General features: G+C 50.8%; 10 protein-coding genes. All 10 read right to left on the minus strand.

Features of this window, described 5'->3' with window-relative positions; genetic code table 11:
* Window positions 1–31: 31 nt before the first annotated feature.
* Window positions 32–2,230: a patatin-like phospholipase family protein gene (locus MKO97_RS03395; RefSeq protein ID WP_241104663.1), complete on the minus strand. Its 2,199-nt coding sequence runs from the start codon at window positions 2,228–2,230 to the stop codon at window positions 32–34.
* Between the two features lie 18 nt (window positions 2,231–2,248).
* The gene (gene uvrC / locus MKO97_RS03400; RefSeq protein ID WP_241104664.1) at window positions 2,249–4,054 is read right to left on the minus strand and encodes an excinuclease ABC subunit UvrC; all 1,806 of its coding nucleotides are present in this window, start codon (window positions 4,052–4,054) and stop codon (window positions 2,249–2,251) included.
* Between the two features lie 3 nt (window positions 4,055–4,057).
* Window positions 4,058–5,359, minus strand: a complete 1,302-nt coding sequence (locus MKO97_RS03405) for a Fic family protein (protein WP_241104665.1) — start codon at window positions 5,357–5,359, stop codon at window positions 4,058–4,060.
* Between the two features lie 120 nt (window positions 5,360–5,479).
* Complete coding sequence (locus MKO97_RS03410; RefSeq protein WP_241104666.1) at window positions 5,480–5,797, minus strand: type II toxin-antitoxin system RelE/ParE family toxin; 318 nt, start codon at window positions 5,795–5,797, stop codon at window positions 5,480–5,482.
* A complete protein-coding gene (locus MKO97_RS03415; RefSeq protein WP_241104667.1) occupies window positions 5,788–6,021 on the minus strand; it encodes a hypothetical protein in 234 nt (77 codons plus the stop codon). Before MKO97_RS03415 ends, MKO97_RS03410 begins: the two co-directional genes overlap by 10 nt.
* Window positions 6,022–6,124: 103 nt before the next feature.
* Window positions 6,125–6,694 carry a 5-formyltetrahydrofolate cyclo-ligase gene (locus tag MKO97_RS03420; protein ID WP_241104668.1) on the minus strand — a complete coding sequence of 190 codons (570 nt, stop codon included), beginning with the start codon at window positions 6,692–6,694 and terminating at the stop codon, window positions 6,125–6,127.
* Between the two features lie 13 nt (window positions 6,695–6,707).
* Entirely contained in the window at window positions 6,708–7,304 is a 597-nt protein-coding gene (locus tag MKO97_RS03425) for a lipoprotein signal peptidase (protein WP_241104669.1), read from the minus strand.
* Window positions 7,305–7,454: 150 nt separating this feature from the next.
* Window positions 7,455–7,835 carry a TraR/DksA C4-type zinc finger protein gene (locus MKO97_RS03430; protein ID WP_241104670.1) on the minus strand — a complete coding sequence of 127 codons (381 nt, stop codon included), beginning with the start codon at window positions 7,833–7,835 and terminating at the stop codon, window positions 7,455–7,457.
* 8 nt (window positions 7,836–7,843) lie between these two features.
* A complete protein-coding gene (gene ileS, locus MKO97_RS03435; RefSeq protein WP_241104671.1) occupies window positions 7,844–11,242 on the minus strand; it encodes an isoleucine--tRNA ligase in 3,399 nt (1,132 codons plus the stop codon).
* Window positions 11,243–11,454: 212 nt separating this feature from the next.
* Window positions 11,455–12,879, minus strand: coding sequence for a hypothetical protein (locus tag MKO97_RS03440; RefSeq protein WP_241104672.1), 1,425 nt, complete (start codon window positions 12,877–12,879; stop codon window positions 11,455–11,457).
* Window positions 12,880–12,887 lie beyond the last annotated feature (8 nt).

Genomic DNA, 12,887 nt, shown 5'->3' on the forward strand with positions numbered 1-12,887 from the left:
TTTCGCAAGCAGGCCGAAAAATTAACCTCTCTCAGAACCAGAACCCCACCGAAAACCAAAAAAAGTCGCGGCTCGTTTCCGGCGACCATGAATACTTCGCCTCGATAGGGCCAATCACCGTTTCAAGGCCATACCCCAGGGCGTAGCCGGTATAACGTGGCTTCGACAACCACTCGGCATCGTCGAACATCCGGTCGCGGATCTGGGCAAAGTTCGCCGCCATATTGAAGTGGTTGCGACGGGCAAATTCATAGTCGACCGTCAGTCCGGTTTTCACGAAACTGTCACCGGTGAGCGTCAGGAAATCGTATCCATAGAACGGCTTGATGTTGTTGACTTCCATAAAACCATACCCACCCAACACAAAATTGAAGAAATCCACCGTCCGCTCGCCAATCTGGCATCCCGCCTCACTGTCGAAACGCAAGGTGGTTTTGGGCAGCAGCCGCCGCGCGATCGACACGTTCAAACGGGCAATAGAAAAGGGTTCGAACTCCTGGGTATAATCGGTCGAGTAGAGAAACGACTGGAAGTCGCCCGCCAACTGCCAGCCCTTCGACGGGAAGTACTTGTCGTCAAGCGAGTCGTATTTGAAATACCCAAAGCCACTCAGGTAGCTGCTCTTCTCAAAAACCGACGACGTACTGCCCAGGGTTTCCGATTCGATGCGGAGGTACTTATGCTCCAACCCACACCCGATCAGGTATTTGTGCACGAACAGCGTCTGGAAATAAATCTGGTTCGTCAGGTCTGAAAAGTCCACATTGAACGAATCAATCCCCAAAGGTCCCAGGATGGTGCCATCGGTAAAGTCAGTACCGATGTTGCGGTTGAACGCCGTCAGTTTCGACCGCACGCCATAGCTCAGGTAGTAACCGTTATCGATGTAATAATCAAAGTTATACCGCAGGTTATCGCCCAGCATCAGGTCAAACGACGCCACATCGTTCTTGATCAGGGCGTTTTTATACGTAAGATTGGTAAGCAACGCGCTCTTGTAAAGTTTGTCATAATGGACGCCAAACTTCAAAAACGCCTTCGTCTTGTTCTCCGTCAGGTTTAGCTTCAGGTCGTCGCCCCCGTCATTGGTCTCCAGCGAGAAACTCATGGCACTGAAGTTCTGCGTGGCATTCAGGTTGTTGATGCCTGTTTTCAGGTTCTCATAGCTGATCCGGCTGCCCGGCTTGAACCGCAGTTTCCCGATGAGATACGAGCGCGTGTAGTTGTCGAGTCGCGGCGTGATGATGCGCTTGATCGTCAGGCTGTCGCATCCGGTGAGTCCTTTGCGGTCAAAACGATACCCCGTCGCCCATTTCGAAAGTTCCCCCGCTTTGGCACGGGCCGCCTTTTCCCCGCGGGCGATGATCGCTTCCCCATCCGAAAACGACACCACGGTGAAGTCGGTGATGTCAGGCTTGATATACACATCCGTCAGGTGCCGCTTTTCCTTCATCTTCTGGATCATGTCCATATTCGAAATCTGCACCAATATCCGCGTCGCATCCTTAAGGGCGTCACGTGTTTTTAGGTCGTCCTGCACATCCACACCAATGACGATGTCGGCACCCCGGCGGCGGATTTCCTCTACCGGGTAGTTGTCCACCACCCCGCCGTCCACCAGGATCCGGCCGTTGATTTCCACCGGTGCAAATAGACTCGGGAAGGCCGAACTCGCCTGTATCGCCTGCACCAGGTAGCCGTTGTCGAGCACCACCTCCTCGCCGGTTTCGATATCGGTCGCGATACAGAAAAACGGAATCGGCAATTTCGAAAAATCGCGTTGGTGCCGCACTTTGTGGGCCAGTCCCGCCAGCAGGTTGTAGTTGTAGGTGCCCTTCGACAGCGCCGTCGGAATCCCCAAACGGAATTTATTGAACGGCAACGCGATGGCATACAGCTCGTCGTTGCGCTTCTCGAAAAAGTTCTTGGATGACCGCGGAATGTAGTCCCGCAGCAGTTCGTCGAAGTCAGTCGACCGGAACACCGAGTCAATCTGTTGGGCCGAATAGCCCGCTGCGTAGAGTCCGCCGACTACCGCCCCCATGCTGGTGCCTCCGATGTAGTCAATCTTGATGCCAAGCGAATCGATGACCTTCAGCACACCGATATGGGCGAAACCCTTGGCACCTCCGCCCGATAACACCAGTCCGATCTTCGGCCGCTGTTGGGCCATCGCCGCCGAAGCGAAAAGCAGGAGTAAAAAGGAAAACCGGCGCAAAGAATGGGGCATGGCACTTGGGTGACGCGCTTAGGTAGTGGCGTCTTTTTTGTAAAAGTCCGTAATTTTTTTGGCTTTTGAAAGCCCTACGACCGCGGCGATCTCGCTTTCGGGTGCCGCTTGCAGCCGTTTGGCCGATTTGAAATGCTTCATCAGCGTCACCATGGTCTTCTCGCCTATGCCCGGAATGGCCTGCACCGACGAGGTAATGGCCGACTTACTCCGCTTGTCGCGGTGGAAGGTGATGCCAAAACGGTGCGCCTCGTTGCGAAGGTGCTGTATGACCTTCAGCGTCTCCGATTTCTTATCCAGATACAACGGCACGCTGTCACCCGGATAGAAAATCTCTTCCAGTTTCTTCGCGATGCCCACGATGGCGATCTTGCCGCGCAGGCCCAGTTCGTCAAGGCTTTTCAGCGCCGACGACAATTGGCCTTTGCCCCCGTCGATGATGATCAGTTGCGGCAACGGTTCGTTTTCGTCGAGTAATCGTTTGTAGCGGCGGAATACCACTTCCTCCATCGATGCAAAATCGTTCGGGCCTTCTACGCTTTTGATGTTGAAATGGCGGTAGTCTTTTTTGCTCGGCTTCCCGTCTTTAAACACCACGCACGCCGCCACTGGGTTCGTACCCTGTATGTTCGAGTTGTCAAAACACTCAATGTGCCGCGGTTCGGCCGGCAGGCGCAGGTCTTTTTGCATCTGCGCCATGATGCGGTTCGTATGCCGGTCAGGGTCGACGATCTGCAACTGTTTCAGTTGGTCAAGGCGGAAGTAGCGCGCGTTGCGTTCCGACAGTTCCAGCAATTGCTTTTTGTCGCCCAACTGCGGCACGGTCACTTTTACGTTGTCGGCCACATCGATGTCAAAGGGCGCGACCAGTTCTTTGGTGGTAAGGTGGAAGCGGTCGCGGAGTTCCGTCACGGCCAGTTCCAGCAGTTCGCGATCGCTTTCCTCCAGGCGTTTTTTGATTTCCATGGTATGGGAGCGCACGACCGAACCGAAGGAAATCTGCAGGAAGTTGACATAGGCCGAGGCTTCGTCCGAGATAATCGAAAAGACATCCACATTGGTTACTTTCGGGTTGGCCACCAGCGACCGCGACTGGTAATTCTCCAACACTTCGATCTTGTTCTTCATCAACTGCGCCTTCTCGAACTCCATGTTGGCGGCGTAGTCTTTCATCGCTTTGCGGAAATCCCGCAGGCTCTCCCCGAAATTCCCTTTCAGGATTTCCCGGATACGCGCCACATGCAGGTCGTAATTCTCCCGCGCTTCATGGCCTTCGCACGGCCCTTTGCAGTTGCCCAGGTGGTATTCGAGGCACACCTTGAACTTGCCCGACGCGATGTTCTTTTCCGACAGGTCGTACTGGCACGTGCGCAGCGGATACAGTTCCTTCATCATATCCAGGATGGTGTGCACCGTCCGGAAGGTGGTGTAGGGGCCAAAGTATTCCGAACCGTCCTTGATCATCCGACGGGTGGGGAAGATCCGGGGGAAGGGTTCGTTCTTGATACAGATCCACGGGTAACTCTTGTCGTCCTTCATCAGGACGTTATAGCGCGGCTGGTATTTCTTGATGAGGTTGTTTTCCAGCAGCAGCGCCTCGCTTTCGTTCGCCACCACAATATGGCGAATGGTGACGATCTTCCGCACCATCACATTCGTCTTGCCGTTGTCGTGCGTTTTATTGAAGTAGGAAGAAACCCGCTTTTTCAGGTTCTTCGCCTTGCCGACATATAAGATTTTATCGTCTTTATCGAAATACTGGTACACCCCGGGACGGTCGGGCAACGTCTGTATCTGGAGGGCAAGATCGGCGGAGGGCGTCATGGATTATTCTGTGCTGAGGGCTTTTTTAAGCGCTTCATTATGTTTGGTCACCACTGTTGAAACCAGGGTTGAAACCTCTTTGGAAGAAAGATTCTCGTAGTACTTTTTAAACAAAGCCCGCTGGTCGAAACCATCGTACACCGTATACGCAAAGTCAGACAGACTGAAACGAAGTTCCTGGTTGAAGTGATAATGCTCCAGTCCTTTTTTGTCAAGATCGTACAGCTTTACCAAAATCCGTATTTCGGTAAGCCGATCCGGGTCGAAATCAGGAAGTTCATCAAGACGATACACATGTTCTCCTAAAGAAATCGATACGACAGGATTCCTGTAGTACTTAAAAAATGGTCGTAGTTTATTTTCAATATCCCGTGCGACGGTCCGAATGCTCTTTTCAAAAACGTCGCGTAAAGAGTCTGATTTAGTCCGCTCTATTTTTTCTCCAAATCCAGCCAGTTGTTGTTCCAGCAACGCAATCTCCTTGTCCAAATCGTCCGGTTCTGTAATATCTTCCCCTTTTGCCCCCGCAATCATAATCCGAAGCGAGCGCAACAAGTTCGCCCCGATGTAACGCACAAACGGCTCCAACTGCCCCGCATCCGCCAACCGCAACACGGCAAAGTAGTTTTCCTTGTCCTCGGTTTTGATGATCACGGGCGGATAGCCGTATTGCATCAGGATAAAGTTCATCAGCAATCGCGCGGTCCGTCCATTGCCATCATCGAACGGATGGATGCGGATAAACCGATAGTGGAATTCCGCTGCCAGTAAAACCGGGTTCGTGGCATCGTCGTTCCGCTTTTCCTGGTACCACGCCATCAGGTCGCCCATTTTGGCCGGCGTTTCCTCCGGAGTGGCGAAATAAAAGATTTCACCCGTAACGGTTTTCACATGATTGGGCGACGATTTGTATTTGCCGACCTCAATGCGCTTGGTAGTGGGTTGTCCGTCAGGCGTTTCCGCTTTCTTTTCGTAGGCCTCTTTCAGCAACAGCGTGTGTAATTCCCGGATGAAACTTTCCGTCAGCGGTCGCTCGCCCTTCACCATGTCAATCACCCAATCCACGGCCTCATTGTGCCCTGTCATTTCAAGGGTATCTTTCAAGGGTTTTCCCTGGGCGGTCACGCCAAACAGCAGCAGCGCCCTGGTCTCCCCATACGTAAGGCTATTCCCCTCAAGGTGGTTGGAATGGTAGTTCCAGTCAAGACGGAATTTCTGCATGACACGGGCTTCCTGTTCCGCGTCAATCGGGCGCAATCCGTCAAGTTCGTCCTTTAAAAGACGGGCTTCTTCCAGTTCTTCCATGAGAAATAGCTATCTAACAAATGTAGACAATTGTGCCGTTCGATTTTCCTAAAAAGAGGGTTTTGCGCCGCCGCTAGGGGGCAAACAAATACACGCGATCCGGCGTCACACAATAGGGCGTCACTTTTTTCGAATCATCTTTTTCGGATGCTGTCTTGAATCAAATACATCATGAACTTCAATACGATTCCGATTGGTGTCGAACAGATAAACGATTTTGTAATTCTTGTAGACCAAATAGCGATAACCCAAATCGAAATCCTTGAGTAATTCTTCGTGTTGGCCCATTAGGGGTAGACCTGAAAGTTTCTGGGATGCCTTTACGATTCCGGCAACTAGTTTTTTGGCGACGGTTATACCCGCGGTTTCTTTATAATAGTCGAAAATAGTCTGCAGTTCCGATTTCGCGAAATTTGTCCAATAGATTTTTAACTCCATTTTTCGATTTCGGAAAGTAAATCGCCTGACTCTGTCAGTTGATCGTTTTTCGAATTGGCAATAGACTGGGTAATTCTAAAATGATAATCTTCAACAGACATTGGGTTTCGAACCGCTTCGTCCTTCTCCTTCTTGAGCACAGATTCTAAGTGAGAAATCGCCTTCTCGCTTTGTAGTTTTAGAAACTCTTGAACAAAAACTATTTTTCGTGTCTGCAAATCCATCGGACCATCATTTTTTCAAAGGTAAAGAAAAGTAGATTCTATAGGAACGGTTGATGAGGATGATTTTCCGAAGCTGCCTGCCAAAGGCCGACATTGCACCAGGCTAGTGTGCAAACGAATATACGGCCTGCGGCGTCACGCAAAAGTCCAGCCGCACATCCTGCGCCCACACATCGTCCCACGACGCCACGGGCGGAAAGAACGACAGCCCCACCTTTATCGTATCAGGGCGGCAATCCGCGAGGAAGCGGTCGTAGAAGCCTTTGCCATATCCCACACGATGGCCGTTCGCATCAAACGCCAGCAGCGGCACGAACACCACATCAAGAACATCCGTAGCAACGGGCGTGCCGTTTTCCGGTTCCGGAATACCATAGGCATTCGCGCGCAACCGGACGCCGTCTTCCAATAAAAAATGCTGCATGGCACCTGTGTCGAAATCGCTGCGTGACACCACGACCGATTTGTCTTTGCCCGCTAACAGGTGCAACAGCGGTTCGGTGTCGACTTCCCGCAGGCGTTCAATCGGTAGAAACAGGTGGTAGTAGTGCCCATTCCAGATGGGAAGTGACAGGCAGTGGTTCGCAATCGACAGGCTGTCGGCTGCGTGTTGCTCCGGCGTTAGGGCGGCGCGGAGTGCCCGGTAGTGGAGCCGTATGTCGTTTTTCGTCATAACGGCCGACGGGTTATGATTTATGGAACGCCTTCTTATTAAACACGATCAAAATCCCAATACCCACCGAAATCGCCGTATCGGCCAGGTTGAAGATGGCATTGAAGAACTTAAAAGGCTCACCGCCCCAGATCGGCACCCATTCGGGGAAGCGACCTTCGAACAAGGGGAAGTAGAGCATATCCACCACTTTTCCGTGGAAAAGCGATCCATAGGGTTCGGTTGAGAACAAGGTGGCAGGCTCGCTATAGCTTTCGTTGAAGATGACGCCGTAGAATACCGAATCGATGATGTTGCCGAACGCGCCGGCAAAGATGAGCGCAATGGCCACGATTAGGAAGTTCGACGCCTTTTTCTGCACCGAATCCCACAGCCACCAGCCGATGCCGCCCACCGCCAGGATCCGGAACAATGTCAGGATTAGCTTGCCATAATCACCCGGAATCTTCGCGCCCCAGGCCATCCCCTCATTTTCGATGAAATGGATGTGGAACCAACTGAAGACATTCACGCTTTCGTCATACACGAAGTGCGTCTTGATATACAACTTCGACACCTGGTCGGCAAGCAACACAAGGAAGATGATGAGATAGGCTTTCTTTAACGACATAGTATGCGGATAACCGGGCAAAAGTAATTAGAAAATTAGCGAATTGGCGAATTAGCGAATGGGAAAATGTACTGTCGTCCCTTCAAAACGAAATTCCAAACCCCGATTGGTAGAACCGGAATTTGGAATGCTTCTGTTTTTAGTTTCGTATTACCGCTGCAAATTCTTCGCCTCGATGCTCATCGTCGCGTGCGGCACGATCTTCAGGCGCTCTTTGCTGATCAGTTTGCCCGTTACCTTGCACACGCCATATGTTTTGTTCTCGACACGGAACAGCGCGTTCTTCAGGTCGCGGATGAACTTCTCCTGACGGATCGCCAGCGCCGAATTCGCCTCTTTCGACATCGTCTCACTTCCTTCCTCAAACGCCTTGAACGTGGGCGACGTATCGTCGGTGCCGTTGTTGAGGTCGTTCATATACGCACTCTTGATCAGGTCGAGGTCGGCCTGGGCTTTCTGTATTTTCGCTAAGATGATCTCCTTGAACTCGGCCAGGTCGGCGTCTGAGTAGCGTACCACTTCATCTGTCATGATTTCTGCTATTTTGTTATTACAATGGTTGTTTTGATATCGTCAAATTCTATTTCCGTTCCGCCCGCGGCCTCCCCGAATGTCAGGGCTTCCGTGAGTGTTTCCGACATAATGTAGGCCTCATTCTCCCGCACCGCCGTTTCCAGCGCCTCGTTGTGACCCAACGTCACGCGAATCTTATCGGTGACCTCGAAGCCAGAGTCTTTCCGGATGTTCTGGATGCGGTTGACGAGTTCCCTTGCCATTCCCTCGTTCCGCAGTTGGGGCGTTACCGTAATGTCGAGCGCCACCGTCAGTCCATTCGCGTTGGCAACCAGCCAGCCTTCGATGTCCTGCGAGGTGATTTCCACATCGTCGGAAGTTAAAATTACAGTATTTCCCGAAATAACAAGCGGCAATTGCCCGTTGCGCTCGAGTTCCGCAATCTGCTCCTGCGACAGGGTTTGTATCTCTTTGGAAATCAACCCCATGTCTTTTCCGAAACGCGGACCCAAGGTCCGGAAATTCGGTTTGATCTGCTTGACCAGGATGCCCGAAGCATCGTCCAGCAGCTCTACTTCCTTCACGTTTACCTCTGCCTTGATGAGGTCTGAAACCGCCTCGACTTCAGCGCGCTGCACTGCGTCAAGTACCGGAATCATTACCTTTCTAAGCGGTTGGCGTACCTTGATCATCTCTTTCTTCCGCAGCGACAGCACCAGGCTTGAAATCGTCTGGGCCTTAGCCATTTTACTCTCGAGTGTTTTATCAACAAAGTTTTCGACAGCCTGCGGGAAATCCGCCAGGTGTACACTCTCAAACGCGTCTTTTCCCGTTACATTGTTCAGGTCGCGATAAAGCGTTTCCATATAGAACGGCGCGATCGGGGCGCCGAGTTTCGCTACGGTTTCCAGGCACGTATATAGTGTCTGGTAGGCCGCGATTTTGTCTTGCCCGTACTCGCCCTTCCAGAAACGGCGACGGCACAGACGCACATACCAGTTCGACAGGTTTTCCTGCACGAAATCCGAGATGGCACGCGCCGCTTTAGTCGGTTCGTAATCGGCGTAGAAACCGTCCACATCCCGCACCAGCGAGTGCAGTTCCGATAAAATCCAGCGGTCGATTTCCGGGCGTTCCGCCAACGGCACTTCCGCTTCCGCATACGAGAACCCGTCGATGTTCGCATAGAGCGCGAAAAACGAATAGGTGTTATAGAGCGTACCGAAGAACTTCCGGCGGACTTCCGCCACGCCTTCGATATCGAATTTCAAATTGTCCCACGGGTTGGCATTACAAATCATATACCAACGCGTCGCATCCGGTCCGTATTCCGCCAGGGTCGCAAACGGATCGACGGCGTTGCCGAGGCGTTTCGACATCTTCTGCCCGTTTTTGTCGAGCACGAGTCCGTTCGACACCACGTTCTTGTACGCCACCGAATCAAACACCAGCGTGCCGATCGCGTGCAGCGTATAGAACCAACCGCGCGTCTGGTCAACCCCTTCCGCGATGAAATCGGCCGGGAAGTCGGTGCTGTTGTCGATCTTGTCTTTGTTCTCAAACGGATAGTGCCACTGCGCATACGGCATCGCACCCGAATCGAACCACACGTCGATGAGGTCGGCTTCGCGCTTCATCGGTTTGCCCGACGGCGACACCAGCGTGATCGCGTCGACGATGTTCTTGTGGAGGTCGACTTTTTTATAGTTCTCGGCGCTCATGTCACCGGCTACGAAGCCCGCGAACGGGTTGTCCTGCTGGTGGCCGGCGGCGATGGATTTCTCGATTTCGGTATACAGCTCTTCAACCGATCCGATCAGGATTTCTTCCGATTTGTCTTCCGTCCGCCAGATCGGCAATGGGATGCCCCAATAGCGCGAACGCGACAGGTTCCAATCGTTGGCATTTTTGAGCCAGTTTCCGAAACGCCCTTCTCCGGTCGCTTTCGGTTTCCAGTTGATGGTGTCGTTGAGGTCGAACATCCGTTCTTTCACCTCACTCATCCGGATGAACCACGAATCGAGCGGGTAATAGAGCAGCGGTTCGTCGGTGCGCCACGAGTGTGGGTAGCTGTGCACGTATTTCTCGACCTTGAAGGCCTTGTTTTCTTCTTTAAGGCGGATAGCGATCTCGACGTCGACCGATTTATCCGGCGCCGTGCCCGCCTCGTAGTATTCGTTCTTGACGTATTTTCCGGCCAGGTCGCCCATATGCGAGGTGAATTTCCCTTGCAGGTCGACCAGCGGCACCGGGTTTCCGTATGCATCCAGCACGAGCATCGGCGGTACTTCCGGAGTCGCCTCTTTCGCCACCTTGGCATCATCGGCACCAAAAGTCGGCGCGGTATGCACGATACCGGTACCGTCTTCCGTGGTGACGAAATCACCCGAGATCACGCGGAAGGCGTTTTCCGGATTTTGGTAGGGAAGGGCGTAGGGCAGTAATTGTTCGTAACGGATGCCCACGGCGTCGATGCCCTTAAATTCTGTCAGGATGCGGAACGGAATCGATTTGCTTCCTTCGGTGAATTGTTCGAAATCGGCGTCTTCGGTCGATTCGAAGTAGTTTTTCCCAAACTGTTTCCCGACGAGGTTCTTCGCCAGCACCACGTTGATGGGGGCGAAGGTATAGGGGTTAAAGGTCTTCACCAGCACATAGTCGATTTTCGGGCCGACGGTCAGTGCGGTGTTCGACGGCAGCGTCCAGGGCGTGGTCGTCCAGGCCAGGAAGTGCACGTCGCCGAAGCCTTGCAGGAAGTCGGGCAGCGTATCAGCCAGGGCTTTGAACTGCGCCACGATGGTCGTATCCGTCACATCGCGGTAGGCGCCGGGCTGGTTGACCTCGTGCGAGGAGAGTCCGGTGCCCGCTTTAGGCGAATACGGCTGTATGGTATAGCCTTTATACAAAAGGCCTTTGTCGTAGATTTGTTTGAGCAGCCACCACACCGTCTCCATGTATTTCGGCTCGTAGGTGACATACGGGTCGTCCATATCCACCCAATAGCCCATTTTTTCGGTGAGGTCGTTCCACACGTCGGTATAGCGCATGACGGTGCGTTTGCACGCCTCGTTGTATTCGGCGATCGAGATTTTCTTGCCGATATCCTCTTTGGTGATGCCCAGTTCTTTTTCGGTGCCCAGTTCCACGGGGAGTCCGTGCGTATCCCAGCCCGCTTTGCGTTTCACCTGGAAGCCCTTCTGCGTTTTATAGCGGCAGAAAATATCCTTGATGGCGCGTGCCATGACGTGGTGGATACCCGGCAGGCCATTGGCCGACGGCGGCCCTTCGAAAAACACATAGGGCGGTTGTCCGTCGCGGGTAGAAACACTTTTGGCGAAGATGTTTTGGTCTTTCCAGAAAGCCAGTACGTCGTCAGCGGTTTTGGGCAGGTCAAGCCCGTCATATTCAGGGAACTTCACACTCATGGGAGGCGTTTATTTAAAGCGCCTGCGAATGTAAGGATTTTTTGTGTGAATGTGGTGTTAAGGGGGGGGCGTGAAGTCAGATACATTTGCGCAGCTTCGTTTCCATAATAACGATCGACGTATTGAAGTTAAAATGGGCGCAAAGTCAGAGACATTTGCGCAGCGTAGGGTTTGATGGGAGAGTTTGCGGAGCGGGGGGAGGGGAAACTCAATCACAGATATAGTACGCCCGCACGATTTACGTGACTACCAAGTTTCAACTGAATATCTGATAGGAGTTGCTGTCGTAATTTGAAATTAGAAAATTTCTTTCTCATAATTAGCTCTGAAACTGAGTGCAAGAAGCGAAAATCAAAAATCAATAAATAGTTAATACCATTGATGTTTATTTTAGGATCTGCAATATAATTGAAAGCGCTGTTTCTGTTTACTGTATTTTCATGTATTTCGGGAAGGAACAATCCTGGCAACATTCTGCAACAAGGCATTTTGCTTTGAGCATAATCACAAATGGGCGATATATTCAATTCAATCTTTAGAGAATCATTAATTATTTGTTGCCTTTGGTCCCGATACTCTTCTTTTAAAATGTCATTCAGAATAACGTTATAATTCCTCTTAAACTCAGATTTCCTGAAATCAATATCCCGTTTTTCTTGCTCGAACGCCTTTTCTGCTTTTTGTACAGCAGCGGCTTTTTTGTCCGCGGGAATTTTGTGGTTATTGTTTATTGCTTCAACTTTTTGACTTGCGATGCGCAGTTCTTCGTTTAACACCTCATCTATGAAAAAAATGCATCCGGGTATATTGGCGACGAACGTTTTTTCAGATACGAGTAGCTTTTTATTGATGGTTGGAACAAACGCATCGGGGGTATCATGTGTGTTTGATATTACATCTTTAAAGTGTTCTTTTTCAGCATCAACCTTATAAGAAATGACGCTTTCAATAGAATCAATAAGTGTATGATTCAACGTGTAATAAGAATTTTTTATTTGTTCTAGTTCTTGAGCCCCTGAAATTTCTTTCCCGCCGTATGCGTAAGCTAATTTGTGAAGGATGAATTTTGCGGTATCATCCCATTGAGTGTCTTTTGTAATAAATCCGGTAAAGGCATTCACAAGATGCCCCGCTGAATCATTTACGAGATTTTCCCAGAATGAAAAGACTTTTAAGATGTGGAAATCCTCGGCGTTTGCGGCAAATTGTTCAACAATGTAATCAATTGTTTTGTTTACGTCTGCCAATGCATCACTTTTGCGTAGTGACATCTTTAATATAGGTTTATAATCAGACAATTCATTATCAAAGGCATCATCGATAATTTTTCGATAAGTATCTTCCTTTGTACTCCAATATACTAGTATATAATTGGCTTTTTTTTCCAGCACCCTGGCTAACCTTGCGCCGATTGACGAAATGATATTTGCCGCATTAGCACTTCCGTCAGAAACGAGTTCAAGATCTAAAAAGACCAAACGAACGTTCGTGATTGGCTTCTCTGGAAGGTCATCACCCCCTTCATCCCGGTAATACAAATAAGGAACACCGTTTTTTGATAAAGCCCCGAGTAAATTTTCCACTTGCTCGTACTTGTCATCAAAAACTGCAACTTTACCATTAGTAGGAAGAATCATAAATGAAT

The sequence above is a fragment of the Flavobacterium sp. HJ-32-4 genome (genome assembly GCF_022532105.1).
Taxonomy (GTDB): domain Bacteria; phylum Bacteroidota; class Bacteroidia; order Flavobacteriales; family Flavobacteriaceae; genus Flavobacterium.

Coding starts and splice junctions, on each gene's coding strand:
- MKO97_RS03415 (WP_241104667.1), bottom strand. CDS start 6,021: ATGGATTTGCAGACACGAAAAATAGTTTTTGTTCAAGAGTTTCTAAAA.
- MKO97_RS03395 (WP_241104663.1), bottom strand. CDS start 2,230: ATGCCCCATTCTTTGCGCCGGTTTTCCTTTTTACTCCTGCTTTTCGCT.
- MKO97_RS03430 (WP_241104670.1), bottom strand. CDS start 7,835: ATGACAGATGAAGTGGTACGCTACTCAGACGCCGACCTGGCCGAGTTC.
- MKO97_RS03420 (WP_241104668.1), bottom strand. CDS start 6,694: ATGACGAAAAACGACATACGGCTCCACTACCGGGCACTCCGCGCCGCC.
- MKO97_RS03440 (WP_241104672.1), bottom strand. CDS start 12,879: ATGATTCTTCCTACTAATGGTAAAGTTGCAGTTTTTGATGACAAGTAC.
- MKO97_RS03405 (WP_241104665.1), bottom strand. CDS start 5,359: ATGGAAGAACTGGAAGAAGCCCGTCTTTTAAAGGACGAACTTGACGGA.
- MKO97_RS03425 (WP_241104669.1), bottom strand. CDS start 7,304: ATGTCGTTAAAGAAAGCCTATCTCATCATCTTCCTTGTGTTGCTTGCC.
- uvrC (WP_241104664.1), bottom strand. CDS start 4,054: ATGACGCCCTCCGCCGATCTTGCCCTCCAGATACAGACGTTGCCCGAC.
- ileS (WP_241104671.1), bottom strand. CDS start 11,242: ATGAGTGTGAAGTTCCCTGAATATGACGGGCTTGACCTGCCCAAAACC.
- MKO97_RS03410 (WP_241104666.1), bottom strand. CDS start 5,797: ATGGAGTTAAAAATCTATTGGACAAATTTCGCGAAATCGGAACTGCAG.